Genomic DNA, 17,085 nt, shown 5'->3' with positions numbered 1-17,085 from the left:
TTACATGACTGATCAAAACCAACATACACAGAAGAAAGGAGGCTAATATTGTGACTTTTCCGATTGGATACCGTACGTTGAAAACTGCGGTTGCAGCACCTCTAGCCATTTTGATTGCCCAGGCTTTCCAACTGGAATTTTACGTATCTGCAGGTATCCTTGCGATTCTCTGTATTAAAGTTACGAAAAAGAAATCCATCATTAGTTCCTGGGAACGATTTGCATCTTGTGTGCTCGGGATCGGCTTTGCCTTCATCTTTTTTGAAGGGATTGCCTATAATCCTCTCGCGCTCGGTTTGCTTTTATTGGCCTTCATCCCAACGCTTGTAGCACTCAAACTAAAAGAAGGTGTCGTAACGAGTGCTGTCATTATCCTTCATTTTCTTGTCATCAAGGATTTCTCGATATCGATCGTATTGAATGAGTTAGCCATCATCGTCATCGGAATAGGTATGGCCTTGGTCATGAATTTGTACATGCCGAGTATGGAACGGCAACTTAAGAAATATCAAGGGGAAGTGGAAAAGAATTTCGAAAGGATCCTCAAAGAATATTCAAGATTTTTGAGGGAAGGGGACAGTGACTGGGATGGTAAGGAAATCGTTACTGTAGACAGGCTTATAAAAGAGGCCAAAAGTCTCGCCTTCCGAGATGTCGAAAACCATCTGACGAGACATGAAAACCAATACTACAATTATTTTAAAATGAGAGAGAAACAGTATGAAATCCTGGGGCGTGTCATGCCAGTCATTTCATCACTGGATCGTACCTACGCCCAAAGCTTCCGGATTGCGGACTTTCTGGATGATTTAGCAGATGCAATTCACCCGGGGAATACTGCCCAACAATTTCTTGATGAGCTTGAAAAAATGAGGCAAGCTTTCAAAAACGCGGACTTACCTAAGGATCGGGATGAGTTTGAGACGAGATCTTCACTCCATTATTTTTTACTGGAAATGGAACAATATTTAATTCTGAAAAGATATTTCAAAGCTAGAGATTAGTGAGTATTCCATTGCCCCTCTCGGCAAACTAATGAAAACGGTTTACAAGGGAGGATCATGGTATGGGACAATTATCGCTGTTTCTAGCATCATTTATTTTCGTAGTGTCCCCGATATGGCCGTTGGGAGAGAATCCACTACCTGGGGACCCTTATGTGATTGTCAATAAGTCGAATAATACATTTGCTTACCTTCACGATGGTGAAATCGAAAAGGTGGGGAGAGTCGCAACAGGAAAGTCAAAAGAGCTGACACCTGAAGGAGTATTCACAATCATCGTGAAAGCGGTCGATCCCTATTATCGTAAAATGGACATACCTGGCGGGGATCCAGATAACCCATTAGGTTCACGTTGGATCGGGTTTGATGCCAAGGATACAGATGGTCGGACTTACGGTCTTCATGGTACGAATACCCCGAAAGCAATTGGGCGCTTCATTACAGCAGGCTGCGTCCGGTTTTATGAAGATGACATCCGCTGGCTGTATGATCATGTTCCACTCGGTACGAAAGTTCTTATCGTCGACACTAATAAATCGTTTGAAGAGGTCGCTAGCGATCAGGGTGTCCTTCATTAATAGAAAGACCTTACTTCAACCGGCTCTGGCAAGCGAGACGGAGTCCTTGAGCAACTTGGCTGTCAAGCTTTTTCTTTTCCTGTTCGTTAGGCTCGGACAGGGAAGAGGCCCCCTTCAATAAAAGGACTTTACATCTTCCGCAAGTCCCTTTTTTACATTTGAAATCTAGTTCATTCCCTTGTTTCAGAGCTGAATCCAGTAAAGTCATATCCGGTTCAGGATGTATAGAGTAAGCCCTTCCTTGTTGAATAAGATAAATTTTGTTTGCATCCAGGTTTTTTTGTTGTTTTAAAACGGCTTCTGAAAACTCCTTCTCAAGAATTTTTCCGTTACCTGCTTCTTTCGATTTCGTGGAATATCCCTTCAAAGAACCGATTGTCAAAGACTTTTTCATATTAAAAAGACCCTCCATTCTAAAATAGTAAATATTTTCGCCCAAAAAGGGTATTGACCTGAGAATCATTTTCACTTAAAATGAAAGTACTTACCGTTGAGAATGATTATCATGATTACTTATAGGAGGCTTTTCAAATGGGTTACGATGTAAATGGCTTCACTGATATGCATACACTTTTGACAAATGAACGGAAAATTGGTGGAGCAATTGAAGCAAGTCGTATACGTTTGAGCACTGGGGAAGAATTTACATATCCAGTCATCACGAACATCGATTTTTCCGGTTCAACATTTTATTCGGTCGGATTCGTAACCGATGATGGTGAGAAATACATTGTGAACGTCAAGGACATCAGTATGATGGCATCCTGTCAGCACTGTCCGATTCAGGAATTGAAAAACAGCCACTATAAAGAACTTAAAACAAAACAACGGATCGAATATTTGAAACGATTATGCGAAATCAACGAAGGTGCTTGTACACCAATATTTGAAGAAGAGGTTGCGACCATCATCAATGATATTGGTGAAGATGCAATCGACCGGGATTCGGAACTGACCCACTTGAAGAAAGAGCCGCTTAAGAATACATTCAAAATCGCTTAGTAAAAAAGTAGAATCCTATTCAGGATTCTACTTTTTTGGTGGTGAATCAAGTGTGCATATCGCAGAAGGGCGCTTGATCCGAAGTACTGAACTTTCATATACACGGAAAAGGTAGTTCATATGTTCAGTATCCATGAAAGCAGAATCAAAGTCTTCTGCAATTGCAAGATCAAGGTTTTCTCGGCCAGTTGTGATCAACACCCCAGAATCTTCTTTGATTACAGGTGACTGATAGATCCCATCCGTCACCAATTCACGGATATGTTCGATTTCCAATACGTGCGTTCCTTCGTGGACACGATGGATCAACGCATAAAGGGAAGGGGATAGCACCAAAGCATACGGGCCGCTATGTCCCATTTTCAAAAGTTTGTTCCTTGCCTCGACGACATCGGTAAACGCATTACCTGATTTCATCCAATCTTCACGAATGTGAGTCAACCGACCTTTTACATTCATTAAACCTTCTAGATCGAATCTCTTTGCACCGTTGAAGATCATATCATCTTCAAGAAGAGCGGATTGTGCCGCAGCGTTTGCAGCCGCAGAAAAGTCGACTGGGATGTCTAGAGTTTTCGCTTGTTCGATATCACGCCAATAGAGGATGAAGTCTTTATAAAGCAACGGAATGGTGAGGTTGACACGTTTTGTCGGTTCAGAAAGCTGGAGGTTCTCACCGTGATAGCCCATTGAGCCGATTTCTTTATCTTCATACACATCGTTCGTCACCGTTTGGACCCCCTGGCCTAGAGGGCCATAGATATCGATGAATCGTCTGCCGATCAGCTGTCGTTTGATACTGTCCATAATCGTTGTGTCCAATTGCTTCCAATCGCGATCACTTAATGGCGAATCTGCAAATACATCAACTTTGTTCATTCTATTTACCTCCCTTTAAGGCTTCCTATTGTAAGTCCTTTTTTGTAGCGTGTTGCTTCTGATGATGTTTTCCTCGTATCCTGCTGCGAAGGCTGGTCTGTGTACATGTCCACTTTCAAATGTCCGGCTTTATCTTCCTTTTCATCAGTCGGGATCGACGCTTGGGTGCTCACAACTCCTTCAAACTGCTCATTCAAATCGTTCAGCATCGCTTTGATCATTTGATAATCTTCATAAGTCATATCACGTAAGCTTTTCAAGCTTGTCTCATGCTCTGTATCTTTGAATTGGAACAACGCGAGATCCAAATGCTCTAAGAAATTATGAAGGCCAAACTTTTCAAGACTGATATCTTGCAAAAGCCTTATGAATTCATGATTGGATGAATGAGAAGCCTCGGGATTACTGATAAAATAATCGAGTTTGGGATTCACCATCGCTAAACGATCCTGACGGTGTTCTTCTTCTTCATAAATATGATGGAAATAAAGTCGTTCATGTTCATCTTTAGCATTTTCGATTGTCGGTTCAAGGATACCCATGAAAACTTTTAGTGCATCCTCAGTTCTGGAAAATATGTTTTTCAACTCCTGGAAGTTTTCAGACATTATTCCTCACCTTCCTTTTACATTTAAAGAAAGTATAATACACTTTCTTCAATAATGGGTGATTAACGCCAGCCTAAGCAGGGGGCTTGGTGTTGGCCAAGTTTCTTATGAGATAAGAAAGGATAAGATTCATGTACATTGAAGGGATATGCCCAACCCCTTGGTTCACTTCAGACTTTCGGCGGTCGACACATTGAAGTGCTACTTAAGCGAAGGTACCCACACAGAAGGTTCGATCCTCCTCGTCGGACTTCCATTGACCTTCGTGGTTAACTCGAGCGCTTGCACATTTCTTTATGAATTTCTCTACCCTCAACCATCATTGCCCTTTTCTTCTCTTTTTATCCGTATCAAAACATGAATGCCAGATTTGCAAGAAGTGAGATAAACATGGCGATAATCATCAGATAAATCATGATTTTCATCCATTTATTGCGCATCGATTATACCTCCTACGATTCTTACATCTTATTGTACAGACAAATAGATTGCGGTACAAGAACAAAGCATATCGAGTTTTTTCGTGAAAATGCAGGAGTTAACCGCTTTCATAGAGAAGAGAGATAGGTGGGAGACATGTATTAAAAGGAGGCTTCTAGAATGGAACATGAAAATGATTTTGAGCAATTGTTTAAAGAGTGGCAAGAGACGACAAAAAAGTTGATGGATCGTTTTCCAGAACGGAAGGAAACGTTCCAAACTTCTTCCAGTATTGAAATTGAGCGTTTATATCTGCCTGAACAATTAGATTCAACATATATGGAGAAGCTAGGTCTTCCAGCACAATTCCCTTATACAAGAGGAATTCAACCGACGATGTATCGTGCAAGGCATTGGACGATGCGCCAATATGCAGGCTTCGGTTCTGCCGAAGAAACGAATAAAAGGTTCCGTTACCTTCTTGACCAGGGACAGACAGGTTTGTCAGTCGCATTCGACCTTCCGACCCAGATCGGCTACGATTCGGATCATTCCATGTCAAAAGGAGAGGTTGGTAAAGTCGGAGTTGCAATTGACTCTTTGGAAGACATGGAAGCTTTGTTAAAAGGTATTCCGTTAGATAAAGTAAGTACCTCTATGACGATCAATGCCCCTGCTTCTGTACTCCTGGCTATGTACATCGTGGTGGCAGAAAAGCAGGGGATATCGCCAGACAAAATCTCGGGCACGATCCAGAATGATATCTTAAAAGAATATATTGCTAGAGGAACCTATATTTTTCCACCTAAACCTTCCATGAGATTGATTACGGATATCTTCGCCTATTGTGCGGAAAACGTACCGAGGTGGAACACGATCAGTATTTCAGGCTATCACATTCGTGAGGCTGGGGCGACGGCAGCTCAGGAATTAGCCTTCACTATTGCAAATGGGAAGGCGTATGTAGAAGCAGCTCTCGAGGCTGGATTGGATATCGACCAGTTTGCACCTCGACTAGCATTCTTCTTCAATGCACATAATGAGTTCTTTGAGGAAATCGCAAAATTCCGGGCTGCACGGAGAATGTGGGCTAAAATCATGAAGGAAACATACGATGCGAAGAACCCGAAAAGCTGGCAGCTGCGGTTCCATACTCAGACAGGCGGATCGACGCTTACAGCCCAGCAACCAGATAACAATATCGTCCGTGTCACTGTGCAAGCACTCTCTGCGATTCTTGGCGGTACGCAAAGCCTGCACACGAACTCACGGGATGAAGCTCTCGCGCTTCCGACCGAAGAATCTGCTAGAATTGCCTTAAGGACACAACAGATCCTTGCTAATGAAAGCGGAGTAGCGGATACGGTTGACCCCCTTGCTGGATCATACTTTGTAGAAGCTTTGACAGACGAATTGGAGAAAGAAGCGCATCGTTATTTAGATAAAATCAAGGAATTAGGCGGTGCTGTATCTGCTGTCGAACAGGGATATATGCAGCGTGAAATACACCATACCGCTTATGAAACGCAAAAAGCCATCGAAAAAGGCGATCAGATTGTTGTCGGTATGAATGCATACCAATTGGATGATGAGCCGAAGCCTGAACTTCACCGGCTCGACCCGGAATTAAGTGCCAATCAGGTGAGAAAATTGAGCAAAGTACGGTCTAAGCGGGACCAACAACGAGCGAGCGCTCAGTTAGAAAGGCTGCGCAGGGCAGCCCAAGGCTCTGAAAACCTCATTCCCCATATTGTGGAATGTGTTCGCACCTATTGTACGATTGGTGAGATTTGCGGGGTTTTACGTGAAGAATTTGGAGAATACACAGGGATTTGATACAGCACAACTGTGACTAAAACCTGCACAAATGAATGATAAGCAGGGATACGGAGGTAGTGGAGATGAAAAAGAAAATACGTGTATTGATCGCAAAGCCGGGTCTCGATGGGCATGACCGTGGAGCTTTGATCATATCACAGGCTTTGAGGGATTATGGTATGGAGGTCATTTATACTGGGTTGAGACAGACGCCAGAGCAAATCGTCGCATCCGCTATACAGGAAGATGTCGATGCGATTGGTTTATCTTGTCTATCGGGTGCCCATAATGAACTTTTCCCTGAAATTGTAAAAGGATTGAAAGCGCAAGGGGCGGGTGATATCATCGTCATCGGCGGAGGGGTGATTCCATGGGAAGACATTCCATTTCTAGAAGAGCAAGGTATCAAAAAAATCTTTACGCCTGGAACACCTTCCATTGAAACCGCTAAATACATTGAAAAAGTCGTGTGCCAACGTGACGGGATTTCTCTTGAAAACCCTGTGGATCTGATTGAAAAGGTCGATCACATAGGCATTGCTGTCCAGTCCCTCGATGAGTCATTGCCTTTTTATTTAGATATACTACAACTGAAGCTGGTAGGTATTGAAGAGGTTGCTTCAGAATCTGTGAAAGTGGCGTTTATTGATGCTCGTAACGTCAAGTTAGAATTGTTGGAACCGATTTCACAATCAAGTCCCGTCCATGCCTTTTTAGAAAAACGCGGGTCTGGTATTCATCATGTGGCTTTTGGAGTAGGAAACATCCAGGAACGAATAGATGAAATAAAGAAAAAAGGGATCCAGATGATTCATGATGCACCTAAGCCCGGTGCAGGTGGGGCTTCCATTGCATTCATGCATCCGAAATCAACAAATGGTGTACTTTATGAGTTATGTGAGAAACCATCGAAGGAGCGTTTGTAGGAATGGACATCTATGATAAAATCAATGAGCTTTATGATCGACGCCGCAAGGTTGAGATGGGCGGCGGAGATGAACGAATTGAAAAGCAGCATGAAAAAGGGAAGCTGACGGCAAGGGAACGGATCGACCTCCTTCTGGATAAAGGGAGTTTCGTAGAAATCAACCCGTTTATAGAACATCGCAGTTCTGACTTCGGCATGGATAAAAACCATGCACCAGGAGAAGGGGTCGTCACAGGATATGGAACGATCCATGGTCGATCCGTCTATCTTTTCGCACAGGACTTTACCGTTTTCGGAGGAGCACTCGGGGAAATGCATGCGCAAAAAATAGCGAAAGTGATGGATCTAGCGGCAGAAAACGGTGCTCCTTGCATCGGTCTGAATGATTCAGGAGGCGCCCGGATACAGGAGGGGGTCGTTTCTTTAGATGGCTATGGCCAGATTTTCTATCGAAACTCCATTTATTCAGGGGTCATCCCACAGATTTCTGTCATCTTAGGACCTTGTGCTGGAGGTGCCGTCTATTCCCCTGCAATTACCGATTTCGTCTTCATGGTCGAAAAAACGAGCCAAATGTTCATCACTGGACCGAAAGTGATCGAAACCGTGACAGGTGAAAAAATCAGTTCGGAAGATTTAGGTGGGGCAAAAGTTCATGGGACGAAGAGCGGTAATGCCCATTTTACAGCACCGACTGAAGAAGAAGTGTTGAATCAAGTGCGGCGACTGCTCGAATATCTGCCGCAAAACAGTGAGGAAAAGCCTGAACCAAAGCAAGTTGAAAACGAAACCGACTACCGGGAAAACCTCGCCGATGTTGTTCCTTTTGAAACAATTCGCCCATATGATGTGAGAAATGTCATCCTTGAAGTTGTAGATGAAGACTCATTTATGGAAGTGCACAAAGAGTTTGCAAAAAATGTCGTTGTTGGGTTTGGTCGAATAAACGGGGAAGCGATCGGGTTGATCTGTAACCAACCCAAGGTGATGGCTGGAGGATTGGATATCGATTCCTCTGACAAAATCGCACGGTTCATCCGTTTTTGTGACAGCTTTAATGTCCCATTGATCACATTTGAGGATGTCACAGGGTTTTTTCCTGGTATCAAACAGGAACATGGCGGTATCATAAGGCATGGTGCTAAGATTCTGTATGCCTATTCAGAAGCTACTGTACCGAAAATTACCGTGATCACCCGAAAAGCATATGGTGGAGCTTATGTGGCCCTGAACAGCAAGTCGATCGGAGCGGATCTTGTGTTCGCTTGGCCGAATGCGGAAATTGCCGTCATGGGACCTGAAGGAGCAGCGAACATCATATTTGCACGCGAAATTAACAGTAGTGAAAATCCTGAGCAGACAAGACAGGAAAAAATCGCAGAATACCGCGAGAAGTTTGCCAATCCTTACATCGCTGCAGCCAGAGGGATGGTAGATGATGTCATCGATCCTAGGGAAACCCGAATCAAGCTCACCCAGTCCTTACATATGCTGCGAAACAAAAAAGTGAACCGCCCTTACAAAAAGCATGGGAACATTCCGCTATGAATCATTGGGAAATAGGCAGAATACAAAACAAGGGACTTCAAGACAACTGAAAGGAGAAAAGAATGATAAATCAAGACCGCCTCGTCGAAGAGTTTTTAGAGTTGGTTCAAATCGACTCTGAAACAAAACATGAAGAAAAAATTTCAAACGTGCTTAAAAAGAAATTTTCTGATCTAGGCTTGGAAGTATTTGAAGATGAATCAAAAGAAAAGACAGGTCACGGAGCTGGAAACCTGATTTGCACGTTACCAGCTACAAACGAAAAAGCCGACTCGATCTATTTTACTTCTCATATGGACACGGTCCTTCCAGGGAAAGGTGTAAAACCATCCGTTGAAGATGGATATATCAAAAGTGATGGGACAACAATCCTCGGTGCAGATGACAAGGCAGGATTGGCAGCTATGTTCGAAGCGATCAGAGTACTGAAGGAACAGGATATCCCTCATGGTCAGATCCAATTCATCATTACAGTCGGAGAGGAATCTGGACTTGTAGGAGCGAAGGAGCTTGACCCAGCACATATTGATGCTAAGTACGGATTTGCGCTTGATTCCGATGGAAAAGTCGGGAATATCATCGTTGCTGCGCCCACCCAGGCCAAAATAAAGGCAAAGATTAAAGGTAAAACTGCACATGCAGGGGTTGCTCCAGAAAAGGGGGTATCTGCAATCACGATTGCTGCCAAGGCGATCGCAAAAATGCCTCTCGGTCGTATCGATGAAGAAACGACTGCGAATATAGGAAGGTTTGAAGGCGGTGCAGGCACCAATACGAACATCGTCATCGACCATGTCGATATTTTAGCCGAAGCTCGGTCATTGAATCCTGAAAAAATGGAATCACAAGCCCAGAAGATGAAGAATGCGTTCGAAAGCATAGCCGAGGCAATGGGCGGAAAAGCACAAGTGGAAATAATCATCATGTATCCAGGGTTTAAATTTGATCATGGGAACCATGTCGTTGAGGTAGCGAAACAGGCCGTTGAAAAAGTAGGAAGAAAACCAGAGCTTCAACAAAGCGGCGGTGGAAGTGACGCCAATATTATTGCTGGTTTCGGTATTCCAACGGTAAATTTATCTGTGGGATATGAGGAGATTCACACTACGAACGAACGTATGCCGGTTGAAGAACTTGTTAAAACAGCTGAATTAGTCGTCAGAATAATAGAAGAGGCAGGTAGTTCAAAGTAATGAATCGATATAATGGTTGACTGGACAGGGGCAGAGCCTTCTCCGGTCAGCTTTTTTTTCTTCTGAAGAAAGTGACGGGGTACTATGGAGCATCTAAACATGTATTAAGCTTACTTTATCCTAGTTAATGCTTTATCGTATATCCTTCCATAGTTCTAGGCAAATTCAGGTCTTAAGCAGCGAATTTTGTAAGATAAGCATTGAAAGGTGTCGGTTCTTACAATATATGTTAATATAAAACTACCTTTTAATGCCTATGAAATAGAATAGAGAAAGCGAGGCGCTGGTAGTAGTGAATATACCTAATCTACATATCATGATGAATTATTTGAGAGGAACCTATAAAGTACTAGAGGAAGAGTGGCAGAAATCAGCGAGAAGCATCGGGGTTACACAGGCAGAACAACATGTGCTTTGGATCGTACACTTAGAGAAAGAAGCAACCATAACGAAAATCGCAACGATTGGATTGTGGGATGTATCAACGGTCATGCAAGTTATTACACGTCTCAAACAAAAAGGCCTCATCACACTCATTAAAAAGAGCTCTGACCGCAGGGTATCTTACGCTGTATTGACGGACAAAGGCCAGGAAAAATACGAAGAATCCACGCAATTTTCTTATAAATTGTATGAGTATCTTGAAAACTTCAGGGAAGATTCACACGAAAATAAAACGTTTGTTGAAGAATTGTTGATATTTCATCGGGAATTGAATAAACATTTCCATGGAAGTGAGTTCATCGAGTGGACAGAACAGACTGCAAAAGCTTTACAGAATCGAAGTTAATGGATCAAGAGGATCGTACTTCGATCGTATTCTTCAGTGTAATGACTACTGAAATCCATAGCTTCAATGATCAATTCAACTGATATACCGATGTGGAAGGAAAGCTCATAAATCGTGGGGGAGCGTTGGTGGAAAACTCTCAGGTGTTCTAAAGAATCCAAAACCTTCGACTGGACGGCTGGGTAAGGTGTACTTGAATAATGTCGGATTCGATTGTACATACAAATTGACCTCCCCTCTTTTATAGCTTCACTTTATCATAACTTTATGTAATATTCAAAATATTCCTACGATAATGGGTTTGACGTTTTGTAACGAGGTGAGGAGGTTCATGTTGAAAAAGACAAAAACAGCCAGAATAATCTTCCATGTTGATATGAACAGTTTCTACGCGTCCGTAGAATGCTCTATTAACCCGGATTTACGTGGGAAACCCCTTGCTATAGCAGGTAATGTCGAGGAGCGAAGAGGGATTGTCGTTACAAGCAGTTATGAGGCGAGAGCACAAGGTGTGCACACAACGATGACGGTTTGGGAGGCGAAACAAAAATGCCCAGGCTTAATCGTTATGCCGCCATCTTTTGAACGATATCGTACAGCATCCCGGAAAATGTTCAATTTATTATCCGAGTATACCGATCTCATCGAACCGATTTCAATTGATGAAGGATATATGGATGTTACAGAACGGTATTCCGATCATTCACCAATCGAAATGGCGGAGGAAATTCAGAACCGGTTGATGAATGAACTGCATTTACCATGCAGTATTGGAATCGCACCGAATAAGTTTTTGGCAAAAATGGCATCTGACATGAAGAAACCACTCGGAATTACGATATTAAGAAAAAGAGAATTACCTGGAAAACTTTGGCCTTTACCGATTGAAGAGATGCATGGTGTAGGAAAGAAAACGATGGAAAAATTCCATAAGATGAACATATATACGATTGGCGATCTTGCATCCAGGGATCTTCAGGAAGTCAAATTACATCTTGGCAAGAATGGAGAAAAGCTCTGGAACCGATCAAAAGGGATTGATGATCGACCTGTAGATCCGGAGGCATCAAATGAATTCAAATCAGTCGGTACGTCCACGACTTTACCTGAAGACATCGTACAAATTGATGAAGCTGCAAATGTCCTTAAAGAACTTTCCCAGTCACTCGAACAACGATTGAAGCGAAAGAAAGTCGTTACCACCTCGGTCCAACTCACCATTCGATATGCTGACCGCAAAACAATCACCCGGAGCCAGACATTTTCCAATCCAATCCAACAGAAAGAAGAATTATTCAAAATCTCAAATAACCTGTTCAAGGAACATTGGGATGAACGACCTGTCCGGTTGTTAGGGATCACGGCGACCCAGGTCATTGATAAAAGCAATGCCACCAGACAATTGGACTTGTTTTCATATAAAGAGCATACGAAAGATGAGCAACTTTTCGAAACGCTGGAACGTATAAATAGAAGGTATGGGGAACAATCCATTCAAAAAGGTATAGAGAAAAAGGGGGATGTCAGTCATGGAAATGAAAATGAAACTGGAAGAAATGAAGAAGTCGATCGGGAAGGTATTAATCGGCAAGGAAGAAAGCGTTGAATTTATCCTCGTAGCTTTATTGGCTAGAGGACATGTATTGATGGAAGACGTCCCGGGCACCGGTAAGACGATGCTTGCGAAAAGCATCGCAAAATCGATTGCAGGCTCGTTCCGCAGGGTTCAATTTACACCAGATGTATTGCCATCAGATGTAACGGGGATTCAATACCTTAACCCGAAAACACGAGAATTCGAAACAAGATTCGGTCCTGTGATGACGAATGTCCTCCTGGCAGATGAAATCAACCGTGCTACTCCAAGGACACAATCGAGTCTGCTGGAAGTGATGGAAGAAAGACAGGTAACGATTGATGTCATTACGAATGCTCTCCCCGATCCTTTTATCGTATTAGCTACACAGAATCCGATCGAATCACATGGAACTTTCCCATTGCCTGAAGCGCAAATGGACCGATTCCTCCTGAAATTGAATGTCGGTTACCCCTCTTTACAGGAGGAACGACAAATGATGAGAGCTTATCGGAATGAAGAGCCGATTGAAAAGTTAAAGCCGGTTTTTACTACAGAAGAGATTGTATTCATGCAGAAGATGATTAAAGAGGTTCGATTATCCGAGGAAATTGAGGAGTACATACTAAGAATCATCCTTGAAACCCGAAAATCGAAAAATATCGAGGTAGGGGTAAGCCCACGTGGAACGTTAGCCTTCATGAGAGCATTACAAGCCTATGCATGGCTCCATGGAAGAGATTATGTCATCCCGGAGGATTGTAAGAAGCTTGCACCGGTCGTTCTGGCACACCGCCTTGTTTTATCGATGGAGGGGGAATTACGGAAGACACAGTTACAAATCATCATGGATATTTTGGATGTTATCGAGGTTCCAGTCGAATCTGGAGCGATCAATCAATGATCTGGAATAAAATCATGGAGTCGGATCGAAGTCAGAGGATCCTTCAACTCCTTGCAGTCCTCCTGATTATTTTTGCAATATACGGAAAATCGTATCTGGTGTTTTGGGCAGGGATATTGATTGGGCTAAGTTCCTATTTTTCTTTTTTGTATATGAATATAATTACAAGGAAGCTCTTTTATCCGAACCCGAAAGAGAAATTACGGATGTTTCCGGGGGATGAAGCTCCTTGGAGACTGTCGATGTCCAACCATAGCAGATTGCCAGTGTTCAATGCAAAGGTTAGGCTTTTAATGACTAATGATGTGGAATTAACAAATGTAAAACCGAGTGAAGAACGAAGAAATGCAAACGAATATATCTTGCCGGTTTCCTATTTCCCTAAAGAGGAAAAGAGCATTGTATTCAATGTTAAAGGGGTTAAACGTGGAGTAGCTAAGATTTTGAGTTTCGAATTTCAAATATCCGATCTACTTAGTTTAGCATCCGTCAAAATGATCAACGATCGCTTGGTCCAGACAGAATTCATTGTTTATCCTACGCTTCTTCCAGTATCAGGTGTAGAAGATCTATTCAAATTGCGGCACGGTACTCGGCCGATCCCGACCTCATTGCATGAAGACCATACCCTGGTTGTCGGTACCCGTGATTATCTGCCAGGTGATTCGTTCCAAAGAATCCATTGGAAAGCTTCTGCAAGAATGGCAGAGATGCAGACAAAACTTTATGAAAAGACCGTTTCACAATCATGGACAATATGTTTGAATGTGATCCTTAATCCTAAGGAAGTTGCACGTGTTGGCGAATCAGAACTATTGGAAAGGCAGATCAGCTATACGGCTTATTTATGCCAATATGCCGTACAGCACCATATCCCGTTTGAAATCTACATCAATATTAAAGCGATGGGCAGACTCCCTTATTTGCATTTGGAGATGGGGGAAGGGAAACCTCATCTGGTAAAAGCGTTAGAGCTTTTGGCAAGAGTGAATATCAACAGCATCAAAATGCCGATGTTCAGAGTCCTATCTCTATTCAATAGACAACAGATTGACTCTACGGTAGTCATTCTAATTGGTGATGATCAAACAGATTCAGTGTTATATAATCGATGGATCCGGCAAGGGGCCAATCTACAAAAAGTTATCATTGATGAAGATACAGCAAAGCTGGATAGGTATACGGCGAGGAGGTCGATTTCATGAGCATATGGACTTCCATCCGATCCCGATGGTTGAATTATTCCATGGATATCCTTCTTATCTTGATGGTTACGATGTGGTTATATGCTCCATACAAAGATAATGTATTTGTCCCTACAGTGGTCGTTATGATTGGTAGCGGGATACTTTATGAATTGGTCTATTCAAGACTACGGCTGACGAGTGGTCAAGTTCTGTTATCGATTCCGGTTGTTTGGACGATTGGTTACTTCAGCGGTTTAGACGGGGAAATGTTTTATTTGGCAATCCTCGGGGCAGTCACTGCTTTCCGTTTCACCAAGCATTACACTGATCCTGACCTGCAACAAGAATTTCCGATCTTCGTTTCTACCATGATCGGAGCGATGTCATTCTTTTTTCTATATCAGACCAACGATCAAATGTTTTTTGTGCTTTGGATATCAATCGTACAGTTCTGTTTGTTCGCATTCATCAGGCTGAACAGAATGATGACCCATCAGCCTGGTAATAAAAAGCTTGTACGATTCTTAGTTTACTTAATTTCAAGCTTTTTCCTTTTATCTATGATCATTGCTGTATTCCTTCCGGTGACCAAAGCAACTGCTTTCTTTATATTAAAGATGATCACCATTGTTTTAACGGGGATCTTCTACTACCCCCTCAATGCATTTTTCACTTGGTTCGCTTCCATTATCGATCCTAAGGCGATAGAAAATGAAGGAGAAGAGGGTCAAGATGATTCAGTGGAAGTGCAGGAAGGGGATGTAACGTTAACGGAGCCACCAGACCTGCTCATCAACATGCTCATTTTGCTTAGTCTCATCCTTGTGGTATGGCTTGGCTATAAATTTTATAAGAATAAAATCAAATTGATGAATTACTCGACAATCACAGGAACAATGGAATCAGGAAAAATTGGTGAAGCAGAACATAGCACCCATGTTAGGTTCAAAAAGTCGAAACCACCATCCAATCCCATACGAAAACAGTTATTCAAGTTGGAAAAGAAAATGGGTAAATACACGTTTGGTCGTTACGTACATGAATCAGTCTCTGAATGGATGGAACGGATCAATGCACCAAAAGAATTACAAGGTAAAATCGACCCGATCTATCAAAAAGTCAGGTACGGGGAACAGAACGTTTTGAATAAGGAAGCCGAAGAATACCGCAAGTCGATTTATGAGATGATGGATTGGGCTAAAAGGAAACACCGTTCGTTTAAAAAAGATAAACAATAGTAAAAGGGACTGTCCCATAAGAGTTTGACACGATTGTTTCGGGACAGCCTTTTTTTGAGAGATAACAAAGTATAGTAATTTTGTTTCGATGAAGTGATGTCTAGCTCCAACGCCCAACCACTTGGATCACTTCAGACCTCCTGCGGCGGTCGACACCCTGATTTAGTTCGAAGTGTTTGCCTACGCAGAACCGAACTTTGTTTGGTTCGAGCCTCCTCGTCGGACTTCTAGTGACCTGCGTGGCTGGTCAGGGCGTTTACGCTTTTCTTTTTATGTGTGATAATCAGTATGAAATCCCACGCATTGCGCACAAATGGGGAACCAGATGTCCACTCAATTTTTTATTTCTGATGCACATCCTCATATCAGCTAATCTTTTTACCAACCACGTAAATATTGCTTTGGCGGATTCAGTTGCACGTTCAATTCTTGAGCCGCTCTCCTAGGCCAATAAGGATCTCGTAACAGTTCCCGTGCTAAGAAGATAAGATCTGCCCGCCCGTTCTGTAATATTTCTTCCGCATGCAATGGTGAAGTGATCATACCGACAGCTCCAGTTGCAATTGATGCCTCAGTTCGAATCTTCTCAGCATACTGGACTTGATACCCTGGATAAGGCTTGATCTTAGCGGGGACGACACCACCCGAACTGCAATCAATGAGATCGATGCCAAGCTCCTTCATCCAGTGTGCATAATCTATGTAATCATCGACTGAGTATCCTGCAGTATTGTAATCATTGGCAGAAATCCGTACAAAGATCGGTCCGTTCCATTCAGATTTCACAGCAGTGATGATCTCACGCAAGATATTGAACCGTTTCTCCTTCGTGCCGCCATATTCATCGGTCCGTTTATTGATTAGTGGGGACAGGAACTGATTGATCAGATACCCATGGGCTCCATGTATTTCAATGACATCAAAACCGGCTTCCCTGCTCCTTCTGGCAGCTTGACGGAAATCTTCCACCGTTTCCTTGATCTTATCGACGGTCATTTCCGTCGGGACTTCCATGTCATCTTTAAAAGGAACTGGGGAGGAAGAATAGATCGGTCCTTCGACAATCGCTTTACGTCCTGAATGAGCAAGCTGGATACCGATTTTGGAATCTTGTTCATGAACAAGATCAACTAGGTTTGCAAGACCTTTCACGTGTCCATCATTCCAAATGCCTAAATCCTCCATGGAAATTCGTCCTTGGGGATTTACTGCTGTGGCTTCCACGAAGATCAGTCCCACCTGTCCTACTGCACGGGTCGTATAGTGCGTCGTATGCCATGTCGTCACCTTCCCATCTTGTGCATGACAAGAATACATGCACATTGGAGACATGACGATCCGGTTTTTCAAGACCATGGTTTGAAATGTAATAGGTTCAAACAATTTTACAGCCATACTTCCAACTCCAATCA

Annotated in this window: 18 protein-coding genes; 12 read left to right on the top strand and 6 right to left on the bottom strand. The window is 42.8% G+C overall.

Annotated features, from left to right (window positions below; all coding sequences use genetic code 11):
- The first annotated feature begins 50 nt into the window (after positions 1–50).
- Together L1611_RS01250 and L1611_RS01245 are read left to right on the top strand one after the other, a co-directional pair.
- Positions 51–1,004 carry an aromatic acid exporter family protein gene (locus L1611_RS01250; protein ID WP_236311227.1) on the top strand — a complete coding sequence of 318 codons (954 nt, stop codon included), beginning with the start codon at positions 51–53 and terminating at the stop codon, positions 1,002–1,004.
- 62 nt (positions 1,005–1,066) lie between these two features.
- The gene (locus L1611_RS01245) at positions 1,067–1,582 is read left to right on the top strand and encodes a L,D-transpeptidase (protein WP_236311226.1); all 516 of its coding nucleotides are present in this window, start codon (positions 1,067–1,069) and stop codon (positions 1,580–1,582) included.
- Between the two features lie 10 nt (positions 1,583–1,592).
- Here L1611_RS01245 and L1611_RS01240 read toward each other — a convergent pair whose 3' ends face one another.
- Positions 1,593–1,976 carry a 2Fe-2S iron-sulfur cluster-binding protein gene (locus tag L1611_RS01240; RefSeq protein WP_236311225.1) on the bottom strand — a complete coding sequence of 128 codons (384 nt, stop codon included), beginning with the start codon at positions 1,974–1,976 and terminating at the stop codon, positions 1,593–1,595.
- Between the two features lie 137 nt (positions 1,977–2,113).
- Here L1611_RS01240 and L1611_RS01235 point away from each other — a divergent pair, with 137 nt between their 5' ends.
- Entirely contained in the window at positions 2,114–2,584 is a 471-nt protein-coding gene (locus L1611_RS01235) for a hypothetical protein (RefSeq protein ID WP_236311224.1), read from the top strand.
- A gap of 27 nt (positions 2,585–2,611) precedes the next feature.
- On the opposite strand, the gene L1611_RS01230 is transcribed toward L1611_RS01235, so the two are convergent.
- The 3 genes from L1611_RS01230 to prli42 all read right to left on the bottom strand — a co-directional run bounded on the left by L1611_RS01230 (position 2,612) and on the right by prli42 (position 4,511).
- Positions 2,612–3,463: a family 1 encapsulin nanocompartment shell protein gene (locus L1611_RS01230; protein ID WP_225063747.1), complete on the bottom strand. Its 852-nt coding sequence runs from the start codon at positions 3,461–3,463 to the stop codon at positions 2,612–2,614.
- Between the two features lie 5 nt (positions 3,464–3,468).
- A complete protein-coding gene (locus L1611_RS01225) occupies positions 3,469–4,071 on the bottom strand; it encodes an IMEF encapsulin system ferritin-like cargo protein (RefSeq protein WP_236311222.1) in 603 nt (200 codons plus the stop codon).
- 350 nt (positions 4,072–4,421) lie between these two features.
- Positions 4,422–4,511, bottom strand: coding sequence for a stressosome-associated protein Prli42 (gene prli42 / locus L1611_RS01220; protein ID WP_236311220.1), 90 nt, complete (start codon positions 4,509–4,511; stop codon positions 4,422–4,424).
- A gap of 223 nt (positions 4,512–4,734) precedes the next feature.
- On the opposite strand from prli42, the gene L1611_RS01215 reads away from it, so the two are divergent.
- The 5 genes from L1611_RS01215 (at position 4,735) to L1611_RS01195 (ending at position 10,768) form a co-directional block, all read left to right on the top strand.
- The gene (locus L1611_RS01215; RefSeq protein WP_407681697.1) at positions 4,735–6,327 is read left to right on the top strand and encodes an acyl-CoA mutase large subunit family protein; all 1,593 of its coding nucleotides are present in this window, start codon (positions 4,735–4,737) and stop codon (positions 6,325–6,327) included.
- Between the two features lie 65 nt (positions 6,328–6,392).
- A complete protein-coding gene (gene mce / locus L1611_RS01210) occupies positions 6,393–7,235 on the top strand; it encodes a methylmalonyl-CoA epimerase (protein ID WP_236311217.1) in 843 nt (280 codons plus the stop codon).
- Positions 7,236–7,237: 2 nt separating this feature from the next.
- Positions 7,238–8,785 carry an acyl-CoA carboxylase subunit beta gene (locus L1611_RS01205; RefSeq protein ID WP_236311215.1) on the top strand — a complete coding sequence of 516 codons (1,548 nt, stop codon included), beginning with the start codon at positions 7,238–7,240 and terminating at the stop codon, positions 8,783–8,785.
- Between the two features lie 62 nt (positions 8,786–8,847).
- Positions 8,848–9,978 (top strand): M20/M25/M40 family metallo-hydrolase, encoded by a 1,131-nt coding sequence (locus L1611_RS01200; RefSeq protein ID WP_236311213.1) that lies wholly within the window; start codon positions 8,848–8,850, stop codon positions 9,976–9,978.
- 292 nt (positions 9,979–10,270) lie between these two features.
- On the top strand, positions 10,271–10,768 hold the full coding sequence (locus L1611_RS01195; RefSeq protein ID WP_225063754.1) for a MarR family transcriptional regulator: 498 nt from the start codon (positions 10,271–10,273) through the stop codon (positions 10,766–10,768).
- Here the strand turns inward: L1611_RS01195 and L1611_RS01190 are convergent.
- On the bottom strand, positions 10,765–10,989 hold the full coding sequence (locus tag L1611_RS01190) for a hypothetical protein (RefSeq protein WP_236311211.1): 225 nt from the start codon (positions 10,987–10,989) through the stop codon (positions 10,765–10,767). The genes L1611_RS01195 and L1611_RS01190 overlap by 4 nt on opposite strands.
- A 113-nt stretch (positions 10,990–11,102) precedes the next feature.
- Here L1611_RS01190 and L1611_RS01185 point away from each other — a divergent pair, with 113 nt between their 5' ends.
- From L1611_RS01185 to L1611_RS01170, 4 genes are read left to right on the top strand one after another with little or no spacing between them, the layout of a single operon-like run.
- Positions 11,103–12,374, top strand: a complete 1,272-nt coding sequence (locus L1611_RS01185) for a DNA polymerase IV (RefSeq protein WP_236311209.1) — start codon at positions 11,103–11,105, stop codon at positions 12,372–12,374.
- The gene (locus tag L1611_RS01180) at positions 12,304–13,248 is read left to right on the top strand and encodes an AAA family ATPase (protein ID WP_236312005.1); all 945 of its coding nucleotides are present in this window, start codon (positions 12,304–12,306) and stop codon (positions 13,246–13,248) included. Before L1611_RS01185 ends, L1611_RS01180 begins: the two co-directional genes overlap by 71 nt.
- Positions 13,245–14,453, top strand: a complete 1,209-nt coding sequence (locus L1611_RS01175; protein WP_236311207.1) for a DUF58 domain-containing protein — start codon at positions 13,245–13,247, stop codon at positions 14,451–14,453. Before L1611_RS01180 ends, L1611_RS01175 begins: the two co-directional genes overlap by 4 nt.
- Entirely contained in the window at positions 14,450–15,673 is a 1,224-nt protein-coding gene (locus L1611_RS01170) for a hypothetical protein (RefSeq protein ID WP_236311205.1), read from the top strand. Before L1611_RS01175 ends, L1611_RS01170 begins: the two co-directional genes overlap by 4 nt.
- A gap of 378 nt (positions 15,674–16,051) precedes the next feature.
- Here L1611_RS01170 and namA read toward each other — a convergent pair whose 3' ends face one another.
- On the bottom strand, positions 16,052–17,068 hold the full coding sequence (namA, locus tag L1611_RS01165; protein WP_236311203.1) for an NADPH dehydrogenase NamA: 1,017 nt from the start codon (positions 17,066–17,068) through the stop codon (positions 16,052–16,054).
- Positions 17,069–17,085 lie beyond the last annotated feature (17 nt).

It is taken from the genome of Pseudalkalibacillus salsuginis (genome assembly GCF_021646685.1).
GTDB classification, from domain to species: domain Bacteria; phylum Bacillota; class Bacilli; order Bacillales; family Fictibacillaceae; genus Pseudalkalibacillus; species Pseudalkalibacillus salsuginis.
This window is presented reverse-complemented; position numbering and strand designations above follow the sequence as displayed.

What these genes read in the sequence shown, in the direction of transcription:
- mce (WP_236311217.1), top strand. Translation starts at nt 6,393, where the DNA reads ATGAAAAAGAAAATACGTGTATTGATCGCAAAGCCGGGTCTCGATGGG.
- prli42 (WP_236311220.1), bottom strand. Translation starts at nt 4,511, where the DNA reads ATGCGCAATAAATGGATGAAAATCATGATTTATCTGATGATTATCGCC.
- L1611_RS01225 (WP_236311222.1), bottom strand. Translation starts at nt 4,071, where the DNA reads ATGTCTGAAAACTTCCAGGAGTTGAAAAACATATTTTCCAGAACTGAG.
- L1611_RS01235 (WP_236311224.1), top strand. Translation starts at nt 2,114, where the DNA reads ATGGGTTACGATGTAAATGGCTTCACTGATATGCATACACTTTTGACA.
- L1611_RS01200 (WP_236311213.1), top strand. Translation starts at nt 8,848, where the DNA reads ATGATAAATCAAGACCGCCTCGTCGAAGAGTTTTTAGAGTTGGTTCAA.
- L1611_RS01215 (WP_407681697.1), top strand. Translation starts at nt 4,735, where the DNA reads ATGGATCGTTTTCCAGAACGGAAGGAAACGTTCCAAACTTCTTCCAGT.
- L1611_RS01190 (WP_236311211.1), bottom strand. Translation starts at nt 10,989, where the DNA reads ATGTACAATCGAATCCGACATTATTCAAGTACACCTTACCCAGCCGTC.
- namA (WP_236311203.1), bottom strand. Translation starts at nt 17,068, where the DNA reads ATGGCTGTAAAATTGTTTGAACCTATTACATTTCAAACCATGGTCTTG.
- L1611_RS01245 (WP_236311226.1), top strand. Translation starts at nt 1,067, where the DNA reads ATGGGACAATTATCGCTGTTTCTAGCATCATTTATTTTCGTAGTGTCC.
- L1611_RS01180 (WP_236312005.1), top strand. Translation starts at nt 12,304, where the DNA reads ATGAAAATGAAACTGGAAGAAATGAAGAAGTCGATCGGGAAGGTATTA.
- L1611_RS01230 (WP_225063747.1), bottom strand. Translation starts at nt 3,463, where the DNA reads ATGAACAAAGTTGATGTATTTGCAGATTCGCCATTAAGTGATCGCGAT.
- L1611_RS01170 (WP_236311205.1), top strand. Translation starts at nt 14,450, where the DNA reads ATGAGCATATGGACTTCCATCCGATCCCGATGGTTGAATTATTCCATG.
- L1611_RS01175 (WP_236311207.1), top strand. Translation starts at nt 13,245, where the DNA reads ATGATCTGGAATAAAATCATGGAGTCGGATCGAAGTCAGAGGATCCTT.
- L1611_RS01205 (WP_236311215.1), top strand. Translation starts at nt 7,238, where the DNA reads ATGGACATCTATGATAAAATCAATGAGCTTTATGATCGACGCCGCAAG.
- L1611_RS01240 (WP_236311225.1), bottom strand. Translation starts at nt 1,976, where the DNA reads ATGAAAAAGTCTTTGACAATCGGTTCTTTGAAGGGATATTCCACGAAA.